The following is a 23,494-nucleotide window of genomic DNA, read 5'->3' as shown; positions in this document are numbered from 1 at the left end:
AGGCGGTCGCATCTGTTCGTGAAATCTGCGTCCTTGCCGGGGAGTGGCCTTCCTGTCCGATGTGGGCGGACGGCCGCTTGGCGCGGCGAAGCGGGCCTCACCCCACTGCGGCTTCTTCGCCGCGGAACACCCCGTTCAGCGCGGCGATGCCTTCCGGGGCCGAGGCGAAGCCGCCGGTGAAGCCGTCGCGGAGCGCGCGGCGGGCGAGCGCGCCCAATTCTTCGGTCGCATGATTGTCGCTCTGCGCCGCGGTCTCCGCCGTCAGGTCGATCAGCGCGGCCACGCCGGCCGCCGCGGCGGCCGCCGCCACCAATCCGCGCGCCAGCAGGTCGGCCGCGCCGGCATCTTCCCGCCCATTGGCGAGCCGTCCGGGAGTGCCGACCGCGCCGCGAAACCGGGCGGGACAGAAGCCGAGGGCCGCGAGGCGCCCTGCCGGCTGCGCGCCGCACAGCTTCAGAAGCCCGGCCGCGTCCTCCGCCACCATCGCGATGATCGACACCGCACCGGCATCGAGCCCGAGCCGCGCCTCGCGTACGGCGATGCGCAGCGCCAGACGGCCGATGCCGTCGGGGTCCGCGCCCGGCAGCACGATGCCGTCCGGCCCGGCAGCGATCACCGCATCGAGGTCGCCATCGACGAGGCCCGACGCGATGGGGTGAACGCGCACGAACCGGAGCGGCGCGCCGCCGCCGCGCGGCATCGCCGCGAGCAGCGCCGCCGTGCGGGTCCGCGCGTCCACAAGGGCGGCATCGCGGAACGGCGCGAGATCGATCACCACCGCATCCGCGCCGGTTGCAACCGCAGCGTCGAGCGCACCCGTCCCGTCGGGGCGGATGAGGGCGAGCGAGCGGAGCGAGGGCGCGGTCATCGTGTCTCGGCGCATGGTTCTCCGGCGGCGGTTCCGTTCCGGACGGATCAAGCAGTCCGTCGAAAGGCGTCCGGAACGAGTCCTTCGGACACGCTCACGGCTTCAGGCAAGCGTGATCGTGCTCCGGAAGGCGCCAGGGCCGAACCATTCCGGCCGCCCGGCGGCCTTCCGTGAGGCGGGAGTTTCGCTGCACTTGCGAAAGACGGCAAGCCGGTTGTTTCTTTGGGACCGGTTCGGACAGCGGTTCCGTCGCCGCCTCACGGCATCGTGTCGCACCAATCCTGGGATGGCGCCGCTTCAAGGGGAATCGTCCGCGTGTGCCTGAAGGGACGGCCTCCCGGGATGCAGCCGAGGCCGGGTCTGGCCCGGGCACGGCAGCGCCGGCATCGTCCCGGCGCCCCCGGGGCAGGGCGGAGCAGCAACGGCCCGGGGCGGCCGCCGCCCTCAGAGGCATTCCCGGATGAACGGGGCGTCGGCGCGGATCTCGATCAGCGTCGGCACGAAGCGCTCGTGGGCGGCAACGAGGGCGTCGGCGAGCCCGGCGAAGCTGCGCACGCGTTCGGCCGCGCAACCGAAACCCTCCGCGATGCGGATGAAGTCCGGCACCTTGAGGTCGACGCCGACCGGGGTGATTTGCCGCGCCGTCATGTAGCTGCGGATCTCGCCATAGCCATCGTTGTTCCAGAGGATGACGATCACCGGCGCGCCGGCTTCCACCGCCGCGGCGAGTTCGCCGATGGTGAACAGCACGCCGCCGTCGCCGACGAGGGCGATCACCGGCCGGTCTGGCTCGCCGAGCTGCGCGCCGATGGCGGCCGGCAGGCCGTAGCCGAGGGTGCCGTAGCCGGTGGAGGCGTTGAAGAACGAACGCGGCAGCGCGGGACGGTAGAACTGGTTGGCGTGGTAGACCGTCTGGGTGGAATCGCCGACGACGATCGCGTGCGGCAGCACCGCGTCGATGGTCTCCATCAGCCGGCGATAGGGCGCGATGCCGGTGGGCAGGGCGGCGGCGGTCGCCGCGCGCAGCGCTGCCGCGCGGGCGGCGCCGCCGCTGTCCCGATCGGCCGGCAGGGACTCCGCCAGCGCGGCCATGGTCGCGCGGCAATCGCCGAGAAGCGGGATGTCGGCGGCCGGTGCCCGCACCAGCTGTTCGGGGTCGATGTCGATGCGCACCAGCCCGCCGGGAATGCGGATGTCGGCGACGTCGGGATACATCTCCGTCTCCCCGAACTCGGTGCCGGCGGCGATCACGAGGTCCGCCTCCGCCAGCGCGGCGAGGATCGGCGGCGCGGTGAGGATTTCGCCTGCGATCAGCGGGTGGTCCGGCGGCAGCAGGCCACGGGCGTTGATGGTCATCACCGTCGGCGCGTCGAGCGCTTCGGCAAGCGCCACGGCGGCCGCGGGCGCCGCCACCGCACCGCCGCCGAGTACCAGCAGCGGCCGTTCCGCCGCCGCGCAGGCATTTGCCGCCGCGGCGATGGCGCTCGCCGGCGGCAGCGGCGGGGCCGGCAGGGCGTGGGCCTTGCGCGGCAGATGGCTTGCCGGTGCCGCAATCACGTCCACGGGGATTTCGATATAGACCGGTCGCGGGCGGGCGCTCGCGAACACCGCCATCGCCCGCGCCAGCACGTCCGGCAGCTGGTCGGGCGTCATCAGCGTGTGGCTGAAGGCGGTGACGCCCTCGGCAAGCGCGCGCTGCGATTTCAGCTCGTGCAGGTGGCCGCGCCCGGTGCCGAGCTGCGGCCGGCTGTTGGTGCTGGCGATCACCAGCATCGGAATCGAATCCGAATAGGCCTGTCCCATCGCGGTCAGGATGTTGGTCAGCCCCGGGCCGGTGATGGTGAAGCACACGCCCGGCCGCCCTGTGGCGCGGGCATAGCCGTCGGCCATGAAGCCGGCGCCCTGTTCGTGGCGGGGCGTGACGTGGCGGACGGTGGAGGCCGATAGCCCGCGATAGAACTCGACATTGTGGACGCCCGGAATGCCGAACACCACGTCGACGCCGTAGGCTTCGAGCAGCTCGACCAGCACTTCGCCGCAGGTGGTCATGGTCCGGATCGCCCTCGTGGTCTTCTTATGCGGCGCGCATGTCCGCACACCGCCGTCCGCAGCCGCTGCGGCGCCGCATCCGGTTCGGTTCCGGAAGCGGCGCCGCGCGTCGGTTCCCGCGATTGCGCGTCGCTTACGAAATCCGCAGCGCGCCTTCGAGAAGGTCCAGGCCCTCGTCGACGATCTCGTCGGAGGCCGTCAGCGGAACCAGGATGCGGATGGTGTTGTAGGTGGTGCCGCAGGAAAGCAGCACGAGGCCGCTTTCATAGGCCTTCTTCACCACCGCCTTGGTGGTGTCGGCATCGGGTTCGTGCGTGCCGCGCTCCTTGACGATGTCGAAGCCGATCATCGCGCCCGGGCCGCGCACCGCCGCGATGGGGGCGAGGTCGTTGCGCCGCTCCCAGCCGTGCAGACGGGCGCGGATGCGCTCGCCGATGGCGTTCGAACGGTCGAGCAGGTGCTCTTCCTCGAACACGTCGAGCACGGCGAGGGCCGCCGCGCAGGCGAGCGGGTTGCCGGCATAGGTGCCGCCGAGGCCACCCGGATCGACGCCGTCGATCACGTCCGCCTTGCCGATGACGCCGGAAAGCGGGAAGCCGCCCGCGAGGCTCTTCGCCACGCAGATCAGGTCCGGCTTCACCTCGTAGTGCTCCATGCCGAACATCTTGCCGGTGCGCCCGAAGCCGGTCTGCACCTCGTCGGCGATCAGCAGGATGCCGTGCTCGTCGCAGATCGTGCGCAGCGCCGTCATCAGCGCCGGCGGCGCCATGTGGAAGCCGCCTTCGCCCTGCACCGGCTCGATGATGATCGCGGCGACATGGTCGGGCGCGACGTCGGCCTTGAACAGGAAGCTCAGGTGGCGCAGCGCCTCATCCACGGTCACGTCGTTCTGCGGCGCGGGGAACGGCACGTGGAAGATGTCGGGCAGGGTGGCCGGCAGGCCCTTCTTGTAGGGCAGCACCTTGCCGGTCAGCGTCACGGCGAGGTTGGTGCGGCCGTGGAACGATCCGGTGAAGGCGATGATGCCCGAGCGGCCGGTGACGATGCGCGCGATCTTGACCGCGTTCTCGGTCGCCTCGGCGCCGGTGGTGAAGAACAGCGACTTCGCCGGCCCGTCGATCGGGGCGAGGGCGTTCAGCCGCTCGGCCAGTTCGATATAGGGCTCGTACATCAGCACCTGGAAACAGGTGTGGGTGAAGCGGTCGAGCTGCTCCTTGACGGCGGCGATCACCTTGGGATGGCGGTGGCCGGTGTTCAGCACCGCGATGCCGCCGGCGAAATCGATGTAGCGCTTGCCCTCGACGTCCCAGACCTCGGCATTTTCCGCTCGCTCCGCCGAGATCGGCGTGGTGTGCCCCACGCCGCGCGGCACGGCTGCATTGCGACGGGCGAGCAATTCGGCATTGGTCGTCATGATGGTCCTCGTGAATGAAGCGGCCGATCATGGCCGCACTCCCGCCCGGCCGGCAAGCGGTTGGATCAAAAGGCAGGCGCCCCGGCGGCGGCGGTGCCCGCGTCGTCCTGAGCAGACTCTCCGGGGTGCTCCGGCCGGACAGAATCACCGTGGAAGCGGAACCCGCGCGGGACCGGAGGTCTGCTAACCCTCGATATCGTTTCGCCGCATCAGCCGGGTGACATAGCCGGCGATGCGCACGCAGGCTTCCGCGAGCTGCTCGTCGCCGATGGTGAAGGCAAGGCGCACGAAGCCGGCCGCGCTCGGGCCGAACGGGGCTGCGTCGAGCACCGAAACCCCGGTCTCGCGGAACAGGCCCCACGCGAAATCGAGCGCGCTGAGCCCGGTGTCCCGCACGTCGAGCAGACAGAACATGCCGGCTTCCGGCGTCAGGCAGCGGATGCCGTCGATGCCCTCCAGCCCTGCGACGACAAGGTCGCGGCGGCGGCGATAGATCAAGCGCATCGCCTCGGTCACCGCCGCGCTGTCCTCCACCGCGACCAGCGCCGCCTCCTGAACGAAGCCGGGCAGGCCGTAGAGCATGCACAGGTCGAGATTGGCGACGTGGCCGATGAGATCCGGCGGCGCGACCAGCCAGCCGACGCGCCAGCCCGTCATGGCGTGGGACTTCGACAGGCTGTCCACGGTCACGGTGCGTTCGGCCATGCCCGGCAGGGCGGCGAGGGTGATGTGCTCGCGGTCGAACACCAGCGTGCCGTAGACCTCGTCGGAGATGACCCACAGGTCGTTGTGGATCGCGATGGCGGCGATGGCATCGGCCTCCTCGCGGGTCAGCACCATGCCGGTCGGGTTGTTGGGATTGGCGAGCGCGATGGCGCGCGTGCGCGGGGTGACGGCCGCGGCGATCGCCGCGATATCGGGCCTGAGGCCGCCGGCCGCCGGCATCGCGACGGGAACCAGGGTGGCGCCCGAAGCGCCGATGGTGGCGGGATAGGTGAGATACATCGGTTCCGGCACGATGACCTCGTCGCCCGGCCCGAACAGGCAGAGCGCGGTGGCGAACAGCGCGTTCTGGGCGCCGGAGGCGATGATCACGTTCTCCGGGCCGACATTCATGCCGCTGCGGCGGTTGTGCTCGCGGGCGATCGCCTCGCGCAGCGCGGGGCGGCCGAGAATGTCCGAATAATGCGTGTCGCCGCGCTCCAGCGCCTCGATCGCCGTGCGCACGATCGGCGCCGGGGTGGCGAAATCCGGGTCGCCGACGCTGAGGACGATGACGTCCTCGCCGCGCCGCTCGGCCTGTCTGGCCGCATAGTGGATTTTCCAGGCATCGACCGATTCGCCGGCGATGTGGTCGACGCGGGAGGAAAAACGCCGGGAAGAGACGGACATGAACGTGGCCTCGGTGGATAGCGCAACCTGCGGGCACCGGATCGCGAGAGCCGCGGGTGCCCGCGATCCGTTTGTACAGCAGCGTTCCGACTTGCGTAATGGGCGCCGCTCCGCGTCCCGCCCCGGCGCCGTCCTATCCCTGTGACATTCCCGCTGCCCTATGGAATGATCGGGCGTCGGGCATCCCCGCGCGGTTCGCGGCGCGGGATGGGTTCGGGCGGCGGTTCTGTTGGAGGTCGATGGTGGTTTCGCGCGGCGTGCTGGAACGGCGGATCGATCAGGGCAGGGGCGTCACCGAGGCCGATCTGGTGATCGAGGATGTGCGGCTCCTCGATCTCGTCACCGGGGACCTGGTCGAGACCGACATCGCGGTGTGCGGCGACACCATCGTCGGCACCTATGGCCGCTATCGCGGCCGCCATGTGGTGGACGGCGCCGGCCGCATCGCGGTGCCCGGTTTCATCGACACGCACCTTCACGTCGAATCGTCGCTGGTGACGCCGCAGGAATTCGACCGCTGCGTGCTGCCCCACGGCGTCACCACGGCGCTGTGCGACCCGCACGAGATCGCCAACGTGCTCGGCGTTCCCGGCATCCGCTTCTTCCTCGACAGCGCTTCGGCGATGGTGATGGACCTCAAGGTCAACCTGTCGTCCTGCGTGCCGGCGACCCACATGGAAACCGCCGGAGCCCGCCTCACGGCCGCCGACCTCGTGCCGCTGCGCGACCATCCCAAGGCCCTCGGCCTCGCCGAGGTGATGAACTTCCCCGGCGTGCTCCACAAGGATCCGGAGGTGCTCGACAAGCTCGTCGCCTTTGCCGGGGGCTCCATCGACGGCCATGCGCCGCTCGTCACCGGCACCGATCTCAACGGCTACATCGCGGCCGGCATCCGCAACGACCACGAATCGACCTCCGCCGAGGAGGCGCTCGAGAAGATCCGCAAGGGCATGACGGTGCTGATCCGCGAGGGCTCGGTCTGCAAGGACCTCGCCGCCATCGGCCCGCTGCTGACGCTCGCCACCTCGCCGTTCCTCGCCTTCTGCACCGACGACCGCAACCCGCTGGAGATCGCCCACGAGGGCCATCTCGACTATCTCATCCGCACCGCCATCGCGATGGGCGTTCCCCCGCTCGCCGCCTACCGCTCGGCCTCGCTGACGGCGGCCAACGCGTTCGGGCTGTTCGACCGCGGCATGATCGCGCCGGGGCGGCGCGCCGACATCGTGCTGCTCGACGATCTGGAAGCCTGCACCGTCGCCCGCGTCATCGCCGGCGGCGTGCCGGTGGACGATGCCGCGTTCGAGGCGCGTCCGCTGGTCGCCCCGGTCGGGCTCGACAGCATCCGCGCGCCCCACGTCGCGGCGGCCGATTTCCGCGTCCGCGCCAGCAAGGCGACCGGGCCGGTGATCGGGATCATCCCCGGCAAGATCATCACCGACCACCTCACGCTCACGCTGCCGTTCGACGACGGCATCCGCGGCATCGACCTGTCGCAGGACGTGGTCAAGGTGGCGGTCGTCGAGCGCCACGGCGTCAACGGCAATATCGGGCTCGGCTTCGTGAAGGGCTTCGGCCTCAAGCGCGGCGCCATCGCCTCCTCGGTCGGCCACGACAGCCACAACATCACCGTGGTCGGTGCCGACGACGCCGACATGGCGATGGCGGTCAACCACCTCTCCGAGATCAAGGGCGGGTTCGCCGTGGTCTCCGGCGGCCGGGTGGTCGCCGACCTGCCGCTTCCCGTCGCCGGGCTGATGAGCCTGATGCCCTACGAGGAAGTGGAGGCCGCGCTCGGCCCCTTGCGCGTCGCGGCCCGCTCGCTCGGCTGCACGCTCGCCGAGCCGTTCCTTCAGGTCGCGTTCCTGCCGCTGCCGGTGATCCCGCACCTGAAGATCTCGGATTTCGGCCTGATCGACGTCGACGCCTTCACCGTCCTGCAAGCCTGACGCGGTTCAGAAAGCCTCACACGGTCTTGCAAGCCTGACGCGCGGCACCGATTGGGTCTTGCCGCCGCCGGGCCGCCTGCGCGCATGCGCCGGGGCACGCTCCCGCATGGGCGAATGCGCACGTCGCCGCCGCCCGAGGCTCCTCACATTAAAACTATGAAATATTAAAAGTATGAAATGTGCCCAAATTGGGCAGAGTCGAATATATACTTCGGCGACATAAGGTGTATGTATCGCCGCGACGCAAAACGGCGCCAAACGAAACCTTTCTGAAATTTAATCTTGGGGGTTTATTTTAGAAAGTTGCCTGTTCCAGATGGAATTATTCTGAACAGGTAAGCATTCCGGGCTCGCCCGCCGGGGCGATGGCGAGTTGAAATCGACGGTGACGATCCCCGGTCCTGCCCATCGCGGCACGGACGCTGTGGTTGATGAGCCGAAGACGCGGAATGACGGCGGCGCGGCCTCCCTGATCTGGGGGCGCGCGGCGGAATGCGTCGGACGTCCTGGCCGGCTTTCGGGCCACCGGCTGCTGCCTTCAGGCGCGGCCGGGGATCATCGGTGGCTTCTTCCGGACCCGCAAACCGGCGTGGTTCGGACTGGGGGGGAGCCGCCGGTCGAATCTGCGGCACGCTCAGCAATGGGCGTGCCGCAGAGCGTCTTCAAGCCTCAAGTCTTTTCAGCCTCAAGTCTTCAGCGTCAAATATTGTGGCCTCAAGTCTTCCCGCCCGCGCTTGACCGTCACAGCCCGAGCTTGGCCTTCAGCCTGGCGTCGCGGCCATAGATGTCCTCGCGCAGGTCGAGGTCGCCGTTCGGCGTCACCATGGCGGTGAAATAGGTCAGATGGACCGGCACCGGGGTGGCGATCTTCAGCCAGCGCTCCTTGCCGCCGACCAGATCCTTCACCTTGTCGCCGTTGAGGTTCGGGTCCTCCGCCAGCAGGGCGGATGCGAACGCCATCGGGTTCTGCACCCGCACGCAGCCGTGGCTGTCGGCGCGGGAATCGTTGGCGAACAGCGCCTTCGACGGCGTGTCGTGCAGGTAGACCGAGAACGGGTTCGGGAACAGGAACTTCACCGTCCCCAGCGCATTGCCGGCGCCGGGCTTCTGGCGGATCGACAGGGCCCGCGCCGCGTTCTCGTTCCAGACGATCCGGGTCGGATCGACCGGCTGGCCCTTGTAGAGCACCTCGTAGTTCTTCTTGGCGAGGTAGCCCGGGTTCGCCTTGATCTGCTTCAGCATCTCCTTGGTGACGATCGAGACCGGCACGTTCCAGTAGGGATTGACGACGATGTTGTTGATCGCGCTGGAGAAGGTCGGCGTCTGGTTGGTGTCCCGGCCGACGACGACGCGGGTGTGGAAGGTGCGTTCGCCGTCGCGCACCACGGCGAGGTCGTATCCGGGAATGTCGACCCAGACGTGGAAGCGGCCGAGATCGCGCGGCAGCCAGCGCCAGCGCTCCATGTTGGCGAGGATGGCGGCTTCCGTCTGGCGGTAGGCCGCGGTGTCCCTGGTTGCGGTCGCGCTCTTGCCGCTCTCCGTGGCGGCGGCCTGCGGACGCGGCTGGGGCAGGCTTCCGGTGACCTGCGGATCGGCGTCGGAAACGATGCCGGTGCCGCGGGACGCGAGCGCCGGGCCGCGCTCGGCGACGGCCGGATCGCGCACCGCGAGCGCGGGCACGCGCCCGACGGACGGGATCTTGCCGGCCGCGGAGGCCCCGAGCGGCATCGAACTCACCGGCAGGCCGGCCCGCAGGTTGGCGAGCTTGGCGCGCAGCTGCCGGAAGCCGAGATAAGGCGGGTTGTAGCTGTCGAGCGCGACGGCGGGGTCGCGCGCGTCGGCGACCGCCGCGAGCACCGACGCCGGGTCCGGCGGCACCGGCTTTTCCGCGTCGAGCGGCGAGACGGACGACGGCTTCACCCGCCCGGTCTGGGCCTCGCGGGCATAGCGCAGGATGGCGGCTGCGGCGCGCAGCTCCGCGCGGGCGAGCCGGTCGGCATCCTCCGGCGAGATCGGCTGCAGCGAGCGGTCCAGCACGGAATAGGCGGCGGGGTCGAGGCCGTCCTCCCCGGCCTTCGCCAATCGGTTGGCGACGGCCCGGGTGCGCGCGGTCGGCACGCCGCCCGCGAACCAGACCGGCGCATAGCCACGCGCGGAATAGAACGCGGCGATGCCCACCCAGTCCGCGTCGCTCGCCGAGAGCGGCTTCGGCGCCGGCGCCGCGGCGGCGGGATCGGCGGGCGCGGCCGCAGGCGGCGCCATCGCGGCGATGTGGCCCTCGATCGTCCGGCGCAGCGCGGCGGAAACCGGGTCGACCGAATAGGTGGAGATCGCGGCGGCGATCAGATCCTGGGTGCGCCCGGCGGACTGCACGCCGAACGCGCCCGGCATGGCCGCGAACGTGGTCACGGGCACGGCCACGGCGAGCGTGACGAGGGCGCTGCCGGCAAGGATCGTGCGGAACGAAACGCGCAAAGGGGCTCTCCTTTTCATTCCGAACGAAGCGTCGGCCGGCCCGCGGATATCAAGCGATCGTGACCTGCGATGCGCCGCCTCCATCCGCGAAGGGCGGCACGCCGGTGCCGCGGCCGCAAAGCCGCGTCTGCCCCCGCTCGGGTCGCAAGCACGGCCGTGGGCAGGAAGCCATGATGTTTATGATTTCCCTCAACGTCCCGTTAACAACGTCCGCAGATCGCAAGATGAGGATTCATTATTGTGAAATGGTCACGGTCGGTCCGGTTGCATCGCCGCCGTGCTGCCATGCCGGCGTGCGGACGCGCCAGCACCGCCCCATCCGTTCCGCCCGGCGGCATTCCGGGGCGCCGCCATTGATCCGCCCACCTCGAACGGCCTATGTGAAGGGAACAACGTGATGGAATGGGCGCCGCCGCGGCGCCCCGGCCGGCCCGCCGCGACGCGGACGCCGGCCTGCATCCAGGGAGTATGTGGTTCGATGCCTCGCCTTGCTTCGCCCGGTCCGTTTCCGCCTGCCGCCGGCCCCGCATTCGCTCCGTCGGCTGCCACGGCATCGGCAGCCGCGCTCGGCGACCTGCCGGAGTGGAATCTCGACGATCTCTATCCGGGCATGGACTCTCCGGCGGTTGCCACCGATCTCGCCCGCGCGCTGGAAGAAGCCCGCGCCTTTGAGGCCGAGGTGAAGGGCACGCTCGCCACCCGCCTGTCCGGGCCGCAGGGCGGCGCCGCGCTGGCCGAGGTGATCGCGCGCCTGGAGGCGCTGGAGGAACTGGTCGGCCGGCTCTATTCGTTCGCCGGGCTCGTCTATGCCGGCGATACCTCCGATCCGAAGCGGGCGAAGTTCTACGGCGACGTGCAGGAGAAGCTGACGACGGCCGGCACCCACCTGCTGTTCTTCGGCCTCGAACTCAACGATCTCGATGCCGCCGCGCTGGAAGCCGGCTACGCTGCGCCGGCGCTGTCCCATTACCGCCCCTGGATCGAGGACTGCCGCCGCGAGAAGCCCTACCAGCTCGAACCCCGCATCGAGCAGCTGTTCCACGAGAAGTCCGTCACCGGCCATGCCGCCTGGAACCGCCTGTTCGACGAGACCGTGGCCGGGCTGACGGTGGAGATCGCCACCGAGACGATGACGCTGGAGCAGGCCCTGAACCGGCTGTCCGATCCGGTGCCGGCGCGGCGCGAGGCGGCGGCCGTCGCGCTCGCCGAGGTGTTCAAGGAAAACCTGCGCACGTTCACGCTCGTCATGAACGTGCTCGCCAAGGACAAGGAAATCTCCGATCGCTGGCGCGGCTTCCAGGATGTCGCGGATTCGCGCCATCTCGCCAACCGCGTCGAGCGCGAGGTGGTGGATGCGCTCGTCGCCGCCGTGCGCGACGCCTTCCCCCGCCTGTCCCACCGCTACTACGCCATGAAGGCGCGCTGGCTCGGCAAGGAAGCGCTCGACCACTGGGACCGCAATGCCCCGCTGCCGGAGGCCGACGACCGGGTGGTGCCGTGGAAAGACGCGCGCGCCACCGTGCTCGAAGCCTACAGCCGGTTCTCGCCGGACATGGCGGCGATCGCCGACCGCTTCTTCGAGCGCGGCTGGATCGACGCGCCGGCGCGGCCGGGCAAGTCGCCGGGCGCGTTCGCGCATCCGACCGTGCCGAGCGCGCACCCTTATGTGCTCCTGAACTATCAGGGCCGGGTGCGGGACGTGATGACGCTCGCCCACGAACTCGGCCACGGCGTCCATCAGGTGCTGGCGGCGCCGAACGGCGCGCTGATGGCGCCGACGCCGCTGACGCTGGCCGAGACCGCCAGCGTGTTCGGCGAGATGCTGACCTTCCGCACCCTGATCGACCGCACCCGCACCGCCACCGAGCGCAAGGTGATGCTGGCCTCGAAGGTGGAAGACATGCTGAACACGGTCGTGCGCCAGATCGCGTTCTACACCTTCGAACGGCGCATCCACCTCGAGCGCCGCGAGGGCGAACTCACCGCCGAGCGCATCTCGGATATCTGGCTCGAAGTGCAGCGCGAAAGCCTGGGGCCGGCGATCCGGCTCAATCCGGGCTACGAGACGTTCTGGTGCTACATCTCGCACTTCATCCATGCGCCGTTCTACGTCTATGCCTACGCCTTCGGCGACTGTCTGGTGAACTCGCTCTACGCGGTCTATTCGCAGGCCGAGAGCGGCTTTCAGGAGAAATATTTCGCGCTCCTCAAGGCCGGCGGCACCCGGCACCACGGCGAACTGCTCGCCCCGTTCGGCCTCGATGCCCGCGATCCGGATTTCTGGAAGCGCGGCCTCGACGTCATCTCGGGCATGATCGACGAACTGGAAACCCTCGACTGATCGGCAGACGCCCGGTCGGGGCGATGGGCCGCATTGGCCGCGGCGGCGGGATCGGCAGGATGGGCGGGCGGGCCAGGCGCCCGCGCATCTCCGTGGAAGCCGTTCGCCGATGACCGATTTCGCCCATACGCCCTATGACGGCTCGCGCAAGCCGTTCTCCATCGGCCTGCAGCCGGTCGACCTCGCCGACTGGTTCCTGCCCGACCGGCTTCTCGTCGCCTATCTCGACGAGAAGGAGGACCTGATCGCGCACCGCCCCGAAGCCGTGTGGCGCGAGGAGATCGAGACCCGCGCCGCCCAGCGCGAGGTGGCCGACCTCGTCGCCGCCCACCTCGTCGAGATCCATCCCGGCCTCTACCGGCGCGCGGGCGAGGGCGTGGCCGTCCTGCCCGCCGACCGCGTCGTCGATCTTTCCGACGCCGCCGGCCCGCCGCTTCTGCAGGTCTCGCGGCTGGTGCAGGAAGATCTCTGCCTGATGCGCAAGGGCGCGGGCGGCTACCGCCTCGCCGCCGCCTCGCTGTGCTTCCCGTCGTCCTGGTCGCTGGCGGAAAAGTTCGGCAAGACCCTCGACGGCCTGCACGAGCCGGTGCCGCATTATGCCGAGCAGCTCGCCGCGCGCATGAACCGCATCTTCGACAGCCTGCGCGTCGGCTTTCCGGTGTGGCGGATGAACTGGGCGCTCAATCCCGATCCCGAACTGCATCATCCGGAATCGAAGAACGGCCCGCGCGACCGCGCCTGGACCGCCGGGCCGGACGTCGTCGCCGCGCGCACCTTCATCCGTGTCGAGCGCCAGACCCTGCGCCGCCTGCCGGAAAGCGGCGACATCCTGTTCACCATCAAGATCGAGATCGACCCGCTGACCGCGCTCGCCCGCCACCCCGACGGCGCCGCGCTGGCGGACAGTCTGAAGGGCCAGATCCTCGCACTCGACGAGCCGCAACTCGCCTACAAGGCCCTCACGCAGCACCGCGACCGCGTGGTCGCCGCCCTCGATGCCGTCGCAGCCAGGACGCGGAAAGCCGGCGAGGCGCCCGCCGAAGTTTAGACGGCGGCCGATCGAAGAAGCCGATCCCAGGCAGGTCCTTTTTTATCGCGTGCGACGCGCTGTTCAAATCGTGCGCTGTGATGCTATTTGCAGATCGATGGAATCGCTCCATCGTTGCTTAAAGTCGCCCGTGATAAATCTTTCCTTGTCTTTCATAGTCTCGGTGAGCGAATGATGGTCGGTAGGTTCGTGCGCACGGCGTTCGGGGTGTTGTTGCGTCCGGCCGGTCCGGTGGCCCGCGGGATCGGGTTCGTCGCCGCGACGGTGCTGGCGGTCGGCCTCTCGGCGGCGCCGGCGGCGGCGCAGCAGGGCGGCGCGGGCGAACTCGCGCCGGGCGTGGTCAAGCAGCGCGTCGCCAAGTTCGCGCCGAAGCTCGACGCTCTCGTCCGGCAGGCGATGAAGGACTTCGCCGTGCCCGGCGCCGTCGTCGGCATCGTGAACCGCGACGGCCTCGTCTACGCCAAGGGCTTCGGCGTCCGCTCCCTCGCCGACAAGCGCCCCGTGGACGCGAAGACCGTGTTCCAGATCGCATCCGTCACCAAGAGCTTCCTGTCGACGACGCTCGCCATGGCGGTCGATGAGGGCAAGCTCGGATGGGATGCCCGCGTGGCCGATCTCATGCCGGGCTTCACGCTGTCGGATCCGTGGGTGACGCGCGAATTCGAGGTGCAGGACCTCGTCGCCCAGCGCTCGGGCCTGCCGGCCTATGTCAACGATGTCATGGGTTATCTCGGCTACAAGGATGGCCGGCGGGTCTACGAGCTGCGCAGCATTCCGTTCGCATCGAGCTTCCGCTCGAAGTTCGCCTATACCAACCTGCCGTCGCTGATCGGCGGCATGATCCTGGCCGACCGCTACGAGGTGGGGAGCTGGGAAGAGCTCGTCCACGCCGAACTGCTCGAACCGCTCGGCATGACGTCGACGAGCTTCACCATGGCGGATATCGCCGACGCCGCGAACCATGCCGAGGGCCACCGCTTCACCACCCACGGGGCGGAACAGATTCCCTTCAACGTCAACATTCCCTACCGGCTCGGACCGGGCGGCGAGATGAACTCGAACCTCGAGGACATGGCGCGCTGGGTGCGGTTCCAGCTCGCCGGCGGCGTCTGGGACGGCAAGCGCCTCGTCTCCGAGGAAGCCCTCGACCAGACCCGGCTGCCGCGCATCGCCATCGGCGGCAACCTGTCCTATGCCAACGGCTGGTTCGTTTCCGCCACCTCGCGCGGCCAGCTCGTCTGGCATGGCGGCAGCTCGCAGGGCTTCAACGCCTATATCGGCTTCATGCCCGAGGCCGGTTTCGGCGTGATCGTGCTCAACAACCTGCGCGACCAGGGCCTGCCGACCTTCTCCACCGGCCTCGCCAAGTGGATCAACACCGAACTCCTCGACCAGAAGGGCGACGATTCCGCGCTGAAGGTCGCGCTGAAGCAGTCGCAGGACGCGGTGGCGGAGAACGAGGCGGGCGAACAGCCGCCGGCGGACCGCACGCCGCCCGGCGACCTCGCGCGCTTCGCCGGAGCCTATTCCAGCGACATGCTCGGCCCCGCCCGCATTGCGGTGGACGGCGACCGGCTGGTGCTGACGCTGGAGGAGACCGGCGCGAAGATCGCGTTCGTGCCCTACAACAACACCATCTTCATGGCGCGGATGCTGGTGTCCGGCCCGATGAACGGGGTGGAGACCGCGGACGAAATCCCGATCGGCATGAGCCAGTTCATTCTGAACGGCGAGAACGTCTACAGCCGGATGCTGCTCGACTGGAACGACCAGACCACGACGTTCTGGCGCACCGGCGAGCCGCGCGAGGACACCCTTCCCGACGACCACGCGCCGCCGGACGACGTCATCGTCGAGTGAGGCCGGTCGCGGCACCGCCTCACCGGGCGGCACCGGAATCCGGTTTTGCGATGCCGGCCGTGCCCGGGCCTCTGGCGCCGGACGCCAAGTTCGGGAATGATCCGCCTTTCAGCCGTGTGCGCGGCGCTCGCGCGCGCGGGTCGCGGCGTCGCGGCGGCTGCCCGCCGAAGGCCGATGAGGAGATGGCGATGGTTTTCTGGGTGCCGATTCTGGCCTGGGTGGTCGCGCTGGTCGCGGCCGGCGTCGCGCTCGGCCGCGGGCCGCGTCCGATCACGCCCTACCGCATCGCCCGGGCGCTGCTGCGCTATGTGCTGCTGATCCCGCTCGGCCTGCTCGGCCTGTGGGGCTTCACCGGCCACGTCTTCGTGCCCGATCAGGTCGCGGCCTCCATCGGCTGGGCGCCGAGCCCGTTCCAGCTCGAGGTCGGCGTCGCCAATCTCGGCATCGGCGTCACCGCCATCATCGCCGCCTTCCGCAAGGAACTCGGCTTCTCCATGGCGGTCGGGATCATGGCGCTCTGCTTCCTCGGCGGTGCCGGAATCGGCCATCTCATCCAGATCGAGCAGACGGCCGACATGGCCGCCGGCAATGCCGGCCCGATCCTCTACACCGACTTCATCACCCCCATCGCCGTCATCGTGCTCGTCGCCCTCGTGCGCATCCTGCCCGGCGGCCGGTCCGAAGCCTGACCCTCGCGCTCGTGATCGGGTGGCGCCTCTGGTAATCCGGCGTCGCGTGCCCACTTCAAGGACGGGCGGCGCGGCAAGGGAGACGACGAGTGGCGGACGACAGGGTGGACCAGGAACGCAACCGCTTCACCGCCCGGGCGGCGCGCTATGCCCGCGTCGGCACCGACATCTCCGGCGTGGCGACCCGCATCATGGGCGCGCGGCTCCTCGGCCGCGAACTCGACGCGGAGAAGACGGCGGCCGACATCGCCGGCGCGCTCGGCGGCCTCAAGGGGCCGCTGATGAAGGTGGCGCAGCTGCTCTCGACGATTCCCGAAGCCGTTCCCCCGGAATATGCCGCCGCGCTCGCCAACCTCCAGTCGAACGCGCCGCCGATGGGCTGGGCCTTCGTCAAGCGCCGCATGATGGCCGAACTCGGCCCTGCGTGGGAAAAGCGCTACCGCTCGTTCGAGAAGGAACCCGCCGCCGCCGCCTCTCTCGGCCAGGTCCACCGCGCCGTCGGGCTCGACGGCGCCGACCTCGCCGTCAAGCTGCAATATCCCGACATGGAATCGGCGGTCGAGGCCGACCTGAAGCAGTTCTCCGCGCTGCTCGCGATCCACCGCCGCATGCGTCCGGCCATCGACACCCGCGAGATCGCCGAGGAAGTCGGCGCGCGCCTGCGTGAGGAACTCGACTATCGCCGCGAGGCGCGCCACGCCGCGCTCTACCGCATCATCCTCGGCGAGGAACCCGGCATCCGCGTGCCGGCGATCGTGCCGGAACTCTCCACCAAGCGGCTGCTCACCATGGGCTGGCTCGAAGGCCGGCCGATGCTGGCGTTCAAGGACCGGCCGCTCGAAGACCGCAACCGGCTGGCGGAAACCATGTTCCGCGCGTGGTGGCACCCGTTCGCCCGCTTCGGCACCATCCACGGCGACCCGCACCTCGGCAACTACACGGTGTTCGAGGAAGACGGCCGGCCTGCCGGCATCAACCTGCTCGATTATGGCTGCATCCGCATCTTTCCGCCGCGCTTCGTGGCCGGCGTCATCCAGCTCTATCGCGGGCTCCAGGCCGGCAACGAGGACGAGGTGGTCGCAGCCTACGAGGTGTGGGGCTTCCGCAACCTCAACCGCGACCTGATCGAGACCCTCAATATCTGGGCGCGCTTCATCTACGGCCCGCTGCTGGAAGACAGGGTGCGGCCCATCGCCGAGGGCGTCAGCGCGGCCGAATATGGCCGCCGGGAAGCATTCACGGTGGCGAAGCGGCTGAAGGAACTCGGGCCGGTCACGGTGCCGCGCGAGTTCGTGTTCATGGACCGCGCCGCGCTCGGCCTCGGCGGCGTGTTCCTCCACCTCGAAGCCGAACTCAACTTCCACCGCCTGTTCGAGGCCGCCATCGCCGATTTCAAGCCCGGTCTGCTGGCCGCCCGTCAGGAGGCCGCGCTGCAGGGCGTCGGGCTCGCCGAAGTCCCGGCCTGAGGGCGCCTTGCGCGCCCACCGCGCGCGGCCGCCCGGCCGCGCCGCTGCCCGCTCCGCGACGATCAGCCATGCAGGAGATGAGGGGTGGTTCGGCGGAAATGCCGAATTGCTCCCGTGCGATATCGCCGCTAAGAGTCCTAAGGCATAAGTCACCGCGGTTCTGCCGGCGGGGGCGTGGTTGCGGCGCCCGGTGGCGTCCCGGCCTGCTCCGTCCGGCGTCGAAGGCGACAACTGAAGGGAGCGAGACATGGCGCACGGGAACACGGCGCACGGGCATTTGTCCCATGCAACGACCGAACGATCCGCCGGCGAGCATATGACGGCGATGGACTACGCGGCCCACGAAGCGACCTATTCGACTTTTCTCGGGATGGTGAAGTGGTCGGTGATCGGCCTCGTCATTCTCATGGCCCTGATGGGTTTCTTCCTGACCTGAAGCAGGCCGGCGCCCCGTTCGCCGCGCGCCCGCGCCGGCCGACGGCGGTATCGCGGGGCGGCACGATGTCTGCCGGGCCGGTTTTCGAATTTCCGGCGGATGGCCGTGGCGGTCCGTCGGCGAGCCTGTCTTTTCCGCAGGCGGCATCGGCCGGGCTGGGCCATGCCTCCTCTTCACGCGTCTGGGGCGGCCCGCATTCCCGAATGCGGACGGGGGCTGCTCCGTCCTTCTGAAATCGATCAGCTTTTCTGGTCCCGGCCGGCGTCCGGGGGCAGGTTGATCCAGCGGAGCTTTCCATGAAGATCGCCGTTCCCAAAGAAACGGTCGACGCGGAACCGCGCGTCGCCGCGACTCCCGACACCGTCAAGCGCTTCATCGCCCTCGGCGCGACGGTGAGCGTTGAGACGGGCGCGGGGAAGGCCTCGCGCATTCCGGACGGCGAATATGAAGCCGTCGGCGCCACCATCGCTCCCGACGCGGCCACGGCGCTTGCCGATGCCGACATCGTGCTCAAGGTGCGCCGCCCGACCTCCGACGAAATCAGGCTCATCAAGTCCGGCGCGCTGGTGGTCGCCACGCTCGACCCCTACGGCAATGCCGAGGCGCTGGCCGAACTCGCCGGCGCCGGCATCACGTCGGTCGCGATGGAGCTGATGCCGCGCATCACCCGCGCCCAGGTGATGGACGTGCTGTCGTCCCAGGCGAACCTCGCCGGCTACCAGGCCGTGATCGACGCCGCCGCCGAATATGACCGCGCGCTGCCGATGATGATGACGGCGGCCGGCACGGTTCCGGCGGCCCGCGTGTTCGTGATGGGCGCCGGCGTCGCCGGCCTCCAGGCGATCGCCACGGCGCGCCGCCTCGGTGCCGTCGTCACCGCGACTGACGTGCGCCCGGCCTCGAAGGAGCAGGTCGCCTCGCTCGGCGCCAAGTTCGTCGCCGTCGAGGACGAGGAATTCAAGCAGGCCGAGACCGCCGCCGGCTACGCCAAGCCGATGTCGGCGGAATATCAGGCCAAGCAGGCGGCCCTCGTCGCCGAGCACATCAAGAAGCAGGACATCGTCATCACCACGGCGCTGATTCCCGGCCGTGCCGCGCCCCGGCTGATCACGGCCGAGATGCTGGCTTCGATGAAGCCGGGTTCGGTGGTGGTCGATCTCGCGGTCGAGCGCGGCGGCAACGTCGAAGGCTCGGTGGCGGGCGAAGTGGTGACGGTCGGCGACGTGAAGATCGTCGGCCACAGGAACGTTTCCGGCCGCATCGCGGCCTCCGCGTCCCAGCTCTACGCCAAGAACCTCTACGCCTTCGTCGAGACCCTGATCGACAAGGCCACGAAGAACCTCGCCATCAACTGGGACGACGAACTCGTCAAGGCGACCGTGATCACCCGCGACGGCGCGGTGGTGCATCCGGCCTTCGCCGCGGCCTGATCGGGGGAGAAGCTGACATGGACACCGTTGCGCAGAGCGACGCTCTTCAACAGGCCCGCGCGGCCGCCGACCTCGCCCGCATCGCGGCCGAGGAGGCGCGCGCCGCGGCCGATGCCGCCCAGGCCTATGCCGACCAGATCGCCCACGGCGCCTCCGGTGCCGGCGACGCCATCGCCCACGGCCTCAGCGCCGTGACCGGCGGGGCGATCGATCCGTTCGTGTTCCGCCTGTCGATCTTCGTGCTGGCGATCTTCGTCGGCTACTACGTGGTGTGGTCGGTGACGCCCGCGCTGCACACGCCGCTGATGTCGGTCACCAACGCGATCTCGTCGGTCATCGTCGTCGGCGCGCTCCTGTCCGTCGGCGTCGACCTCGCCGTCGGCCCCGGCGCCGTCTGGGCGCGGGGATTCGGCTTCCTGGCTCTGGTCATGGCCGCCGTCAACATCTTCGGCGGCTTCATGGTCACAAGCCGGATGCTCGCCATGTACCGCAAGAAGGGCTGAGGAACCGCATCTCATGAACGCCAATCTCGCGGCTCTGCTCTATCTCGTTTCCGGGGTGCTGTTCATCCTGGCATTGCGCGGGCTTTCCAGCCCCGCCACCTCCCGTCGTGGCAACCTCATGGGCATGTCGGGCATGGCGATCGCCGTGCTCACCACGCTCGCCGTGGCGCGTCCCTCGCCGGGCGCGTTCGCGCTGATCGTGCTGGCGCTCGCCATCGGCGGCGGCATCGGCGCCGTCACCGCCCGGCGCATTCCCATGACGGCGATGCCCCAGCTCGTCGCGGCCTTCCACTCGCTGGTCGGCCTCGCGGCGGTGTTCGTGGCGGCCGGCGCGCTCTATGCGCCGGAAGCCTTCGGCATCGGCGATCCCGGTTCCATCCACGGCGCCAGCCTCGTGGAAATGTCGCTCGGCGTCGCCATCGGCGCGATCACCTTCACCGGCTCGGTCATCGCCTTCCTCAAGCTCGATGGCCGCATGAGCGGCAAGCCGATCCTGCTGCCGGCGCGCCATGCCATCAATCTCGGCCTCGCCGTGCTGCTGATCATCCTGATCGTGGCATTCGTGCGCACCGAGAGCCACGCGCTGTTCTGGCTGATCACGCTGGTCTCGCTGGTGCTCGGCGGCCTCATCATCGTGCCGATCGGTGGCGCCGACATGCCGGTGGTGGTCTCCATGCTCAACTCCTATTCGGGTTGGGCGGCGGCCGGCATCGGCTTCACGCTGGGCAACACCGCGCTCATCATCACCGGCGCGCTGGTCGGCTCGTCGGGCGCGATCCTCAGCTACATCATGTGCAAGGGCATGAACCGCTCGTTCGTGTCGGTGATCCTCGGCGGCTTCGGCGGCGAGACGGCGGCCGCGGCCGGCGGTGGCGCCAAGGAAAGCCGCCCGGTGAAGCAGGGCTCGGCCGAAGACGCCGCCTTCGTCATGAAGAACGCGTCCAAGGTCATCATCGTGCCCGGCTACGGCATGGCGGTCGCCCAGGCGCAGCACGCGCTGCGCGAGATGGCCGACAAGCTGAAGGAGGAAGGCGTCGAGGTGAAGTACGCCATCCATCCGGTCGCCGGGCGTATGCCGGGCCACATGAACGTGCTGCTCGCCGAGGCGAACGTGCCCTATGACGAGGTGTTCGAACTGGAGGACATCAACTCCGAGTTCGCCCAGGCCGACGTCGCCTACGTGATCGGCGCCAACGACGTGACCAACCCAGCCGCCAAGTCCGACCCGGCCTCGCCGATCTTCGGCATGCCGGTGCTGGACGTGGAGAAGGCCAAGACCGTGCTGTTCATCAAGCGCGGCATGGGCTCCGGCTATGCCGGCGTCGAGAACGAGCTGTTCTTCCGCGACAACACGCTGATGCTGTTCGGCGACGCCAAGAAGATGACCGAGGAAATCGTCAAGAACCTCTGACGGCTTCCCTCCCCATCGAAAGCGCCTCCCGGTCCGGATCGCCGGGTTCGGGAGGCGCGCACCGGGATCGGCCGCGTTCGCGCGGCCGTTTTCGTTTGGGCCGGTCGCCCGGTCCCCACGATGCCGGAAGCGGCTTGCGGGAAGCGGCTTGCGGGGGGCAGGAAAGCCGGTGCAAGAACGGGGGACAGGATCGTCGCGCGTGTCTCTCCGCGCGACCGGTCCGGCTCCACCCGCACCGGAGCGCTTTCCCGATCGGATGGACCCATCCGGCCGACAGGAAATCGCCCCGGGTTCAAGACTTTGGTCCTATGCTCGTCGTTCGGATCGGTTCGATCTGAACGCGATAGGCTCCAGACGGTGTTCCAGCGCTGTGTCTGATCTGACGGATCTCGAAATCTTCGTGCGCGTCGTCACCAACGGCAGCCTTTCGGCGGCGGGCCGCGAGATGGGGCTGTCGCCGGCGGTGGTCTCCAAGCGCATGAACAAGCTCGAGGAGCGCCTTGGCACCCGGCTGCTCCAGCGCACGACGCGTCAGGTGTCCGTGACCGAGGCAGGGCAGGGCTTCTTCGAGCGCGTGTCGGCCATCATCGCCGCCGTGGGCGAGGCGGAGGCCTACGTCACCGGGGATTCCGCGCTCGCCCGGGGCGTGCTCCGCGTCTCGGCGCCGACCTCGTTCGGCCGCCTGCACGTCGCGCCGCACCTCGGCCGTTTCATAGAGGCGAACCCGGCGGTGGTGGTCGATCTCGACCTGTCGGATTCCTTCGTCGACCTCGTCGGCGAGGGCGTCGACGTCGCGATCCGGATCGGCGAGCTGATGGATTCGAGCCTCGTGGCGCGCCGCCTTGCGGACGTTCACCGCGTGATGTGCGCAGCACCCGCCTATCTCGCCCGCCATGGCCAGCCGGAGACCATCGCGGATCTCGACCGCCATGCCTGCCTCGCCACGCGGCAGCAGGACCCGTGGCGGCTGGAGGGGCCCGAAGGCTCCGTCGCGGTGCGGGTTTCCGGTCCGCTCAGGACCAACTCCAACGAAGTCGTGCGCGAGGCGGTGATCGCCGGCATGGGGATCGCGCTGCGCTCGACCTGGGATGTCGGCGCCGAACTTGGCTCCGGCGCGCTTCAGGTGGTGCTGCCCGACTATCACGCCTCCCGGCGGGTCGGCGTCCACGCCGTCTATCCGAGCCGCCGCTTCCTGCCCGCCAAGGTGCGGCTGTTCATCGACTTCCTCGCCGACCTCTACGGCCCGGAACCCTATTGGGACAGCGGTCTCGACACCATTCCCGGCCTCGGCGCCGCCCTGCAGGGCACACCGCGCGGCTAGAGCGGCCGCGCCGGCTAAGGCTTGTGGGGATTTGGGATTCCCAATTTGGCGTAGATGTGATTCACGCTTTGGATGGATCGCTTCGTACTGACGGACGCCCAATGGGCGAAGATGGAACCGCATTGTCTGGGCAAGCCGACGGACCCTGGGCGTAGCGGCGCAAACAACCGGCTGTTCCTGGAGGCGGTGCTGTGGATTGTCCGCACGGGCAGTCCGTGGCGTGACCTTCCAGCCACGTTCGGCAACTGGAGCACGGCGTTCCGGCGGTTCCGCGATTGGCGAGAAGCCGATGTTTTCAAGCGGATTTTCGATGCGCTGACGGAGGAGCCCGACATGGAATACGCCATGGTCGACGCCACCATCGTCAAGGTTCACCGGCACGGCCAGGGCGCAAAAGGGGGACTCAGAGCCAGGCCATTGGCCGTTCCAAAGGCGGCATGACGACCAAGATCCTGGCGCTGACCGACGCCTTGGGCAACCTCGTGCGGTTTCAGCTCATGCCCGGTCATCGTTTCGACACCGTCGGTGTCGCCCCGCTAATCAAGGGCGTCGAGTTCGGTGCCTTGCTTGCGGACAAGGCCTTCGACAGCAACGAGATCATCGCCGAACTCAACGAGCGTGGCGCAAAGATCGTGATCTCACAGCACCCCCGCCGCGCCATTCCCATCCCGCTCGACACCGAGATGTACAAATGGCGTCACCTCATCGAAAACTTCTTCTGCAAACTCAAGGAATTCAAGCGCATCGCCATGCGCGCTTGCAAAACCGACCGCAGCTTCGAGGCCATGATCTACCTCGCCGCTGCCGTCATCAACTCGCGGTGAATCCCCACAAGCCTTAGA

Annotated in this window: 17 protein-coding genes; 12 read left to right on the top strand and 5 right to left on the bottom strand. The window is 69.1% G+C overall.

Annotated features, from left to right (window positions below; all coding sequences use genetic code 11):
- Positions 1 to 97: 97 nt before the first annotated feature.
- The 4 genes from BUF17_RS20895 to BUF17_RS20880 all read right to left on the bottom strand — a co-directional run bounded on the left by BUF17_RS20895 (position 98) and on the right by BUF17_RS20880 (position 5,723).
- Complete coding sequence (locus tag BUF17_RS20895; RefSeq protein WP_073632418.1) at positions 98 to 868, bottom strand: aldolase/citrate lyase family protein; 771 nt, start codon at positions 866 to 868, stop codon at positions 98 to 100.
- A gap of 444 nt (positions 869 to 1,312) precedes the next feature.
- Positions 1,313 to 2,917 (bottom strand): 5-guanidino-2-oxopentanoate decarboxylase, encoded by a 1,605-nt coding sequence (locus tag BUF17_RS20890; protein WP_073632416.1) that lies wholly within the window; start codon positions 2,915 to 2,917, stop codon positions 1,313 to 1,315.
- 133 nt (positions 2,918 to 3,050) lie between these two features.
- Positions 3,051 to 4,331, bottom strand: coding sequence for a 4-aminobutyrate--2-oxoglutarate transaminase (gene gabT / locus BUF17_RS20885; protein ID WP_073632414.1), 1,281 nt, complete (start codon positions 4,329 to 4,331; stop codon positions 3,051 to 3,053).
- 183 nt (positions 4,332 to 4,514) lie between these two features.
- Positions 4,515 to 5,723: a pyridoxal phosphate-dependent aminotransferase gene (locus BUF17_RS20880; protein ID WP_073632412.1), complete on the bottom strand. Its 1,209-nt coding sequence runs from the start codon at positions 5,721 to 5,723 to the stop codon at positions 4,515 to 4,517.
- A gap of 242 nt (positions 5,724 to 5,965) precedes the next feature.
- Here BUF17_RS20880 and ade point away from each other — a divergent pair, with 242 nt between their 5' ends.
- The gene (gene ade / locus BUF17_RS20875; RefSeq protein WP_244530981.1) at positions 5,966 to 7,672 is read left to right on the top strand and encodes an adenine deaminase; all 1,707 of its coding nucleotides are present in this window, start codon (positions 5,966 to 5,968) and stop codon (positions 7,670 to 7,672) included.
- A 741-nt stretch (positions 7,673 to 8,413) separates the two neighbouring features.
- Here ade and BUF17_RS20870 read toward each other — a convergent pair.
- Positions 8,414 to 10,147, bottom strand: a complete 1,734-nt coding sequence (locus tag BUF17_RS20870; RefSeq protein WP_073632409.1) for a L,D-transpeptidase family protein — start codon at positions 10,145 to 10,147, stop codon at positions 8,414 to 8,416.
- Between the two features lie 478 nt (positions 10,148 to 10,625).
- On the opposite strand from BUF17_RS20870, the gene BUF17_RS20865 reads away from it, so the two are divergent.
- The 11 genes from BUF17_RS20865 (at position 10,626) to BUF17_RS22330 (ending at position 23,476) form a co-directional block, all read left to right on the top strand.
- Positions 10,626 to 12,488: a M3 family oligoendopeptidase gene (locus BUF17_RS20865; RefSeq protein WP_139282631.1), complete on the top strand. Its 1,863-nt coding sequence runs from the start codon at positions 10,626 to 10,628 to the stop codon at positions 12,486 to 12,488.
- Between the two features lie 109 nt (positions 12,489 to 12,597).
- Positions 12,598 to 13,536, top strand: coding sequence for a heme-dependent oxidative N-demethylase family protein (locus BUF17_RS20860; protein ID WP_073632407.1), 939 nt, complete (start codon positions 12,598 to 12,600; stop codon positions 13,534 to 13,536).
- A 171-nt stretch (positions 13,537 to 13,707) separates the two neighbouring features.
- Positions 13,708 to 15,396: a serine hydrolase gene (locus BUF17_RS20855; RefSeq protein ID WP_073632405.1), complete on the top strand. Its 1,689-nt coding sequence runs from the start codon at positions 13,708 to 13,710 to the stop codon at positions 15,394 to 15,396.
- 182 nt (positions 15,397 to 15,578) lie between these two features.
- Positions 15,579 to 16,085: a DUF6790 family protein gene (locus tag BUF17_RS20850; protein ID WP_244530980.1), complete on the top strand. Its 507-nt coding sequence runs from the start codon at positions 15,579 to 15,581 to the stop codon at positions 16,083 to 16,085.
- 89 nt (positions 16,086 to 16,174) lie between these two features.
- On the top strand, positions 16,175 to 17,551 hold the full coding sequence (locus tag BUF17_RS20845; RefSeq protein ID WP_073632403.1) for an ABC1 kinase family protein: 1,377 nt from the start codon (positions 16,175 to 16,177) through the stop codon (positions 17,549 to 17,551).
- Positions 17,552 to 17,867: 316 nt separating this feature from the next.
- Positions 17,868 to 17,987 (top strand): aa3-type cytochrome c oxidase subunit IV, encoded by a 120-nt coding sequence (locus BUF17_RS22775; RefSeq protein WP_139282630.1) that lies wholly within the window; start codon positions 17,868 to 17,870, stop codon positions 17,985 to 17,987.
- A 296-nt stretch (positions 17,988 to 18,283) separates the two neighbouring features.
- Complete coding sequence (locus BUF17_RS20835) at positions 18,284 to 19,417, top strand: Re/Si-specific NAD(P)(+) transhydrogenase subunit alpha (RefSeq protein WP_073632399.1); 1,134 nt, start codon at positions 18,284 to 18,286, stop codon at positions 19,415 to 19,417.
- A 17-nt stretch (positions 19,418 to 19,434) separates the two neighbouring features.
- A complete protein-coding gene (locus tag BUF17_RS20830; RefSeq protein ID WP_073632397.1) occupies positions 19,435 to 19,920 on the top strand; it encodes a proton-translocating transhydrogenase family protein in 486 nt (161 codons plus the stop codon).
- Positions 19,921 to 19,933: 13 nt separating this feature from the next.
- Complete coding sequence (locus BUF17_RS20825) at positions 19,934 to 21,331, top strand: NAD(P)(+) transhydrogenase (Re/Si-specific) subunit beta (protein ID WP_073632396.1); 1,398 nt, start codon at positions 19,934 to 19,936, stop codon at positions 21,329 to 21,331.
- Between the two features lie 370 nt (positions 21,332 to 21,701).
- Positions 21,702 to 22,652 carry a LysR family transcriptional regulator gene (locus BUF17_RS20820; protein WP_073632394.1) on the top strand — a complete coding sequence of 317 codons (951 nt, stop codon included), beginning with the start codon at positions 21,702 to 21,704 and terminating at the stop codon, positions 22,650 to 22,652.
- Between the two features lie 72 nt (positions 22,653 to 22,724).
- Positions 22,725 to 23,476, top strand: a protein-coding gene (locus tag BUF17_RS22330) for an IS5 family transposase (protein ID WP_139282629.1) whose coding sequence is annotated in 2 segments (ribosomal slippage) — positions 22,725 to 23,055 and positions 23,055 to 23,476 — 753 coding nt in all. Because the reading frame shifts where the segments join, the coding sequence is not laid out codon by codon here.
- The last annotated feature ends 18 nt before the right edge of the window (positions 23,477 to 23,494 follow it).

Origin of the sequence: Pseudoxanthobacter soli DSM 19599 (assembly GCF_900148505.1) — a bacterium.
Classification (GTDB): Bacteria; Pseudomonadota; Alphaproteobacteria; order Rhizobiales; family Segnochrobactraceae; genus Pseudoxanthobacter; species Pseudoxanthobacter soli.
The sequence above is the reverse complement of the archived record's forward strand: the minus strand, read 5'-3'. Positions and strand labels throughout refer to the sequence as shown.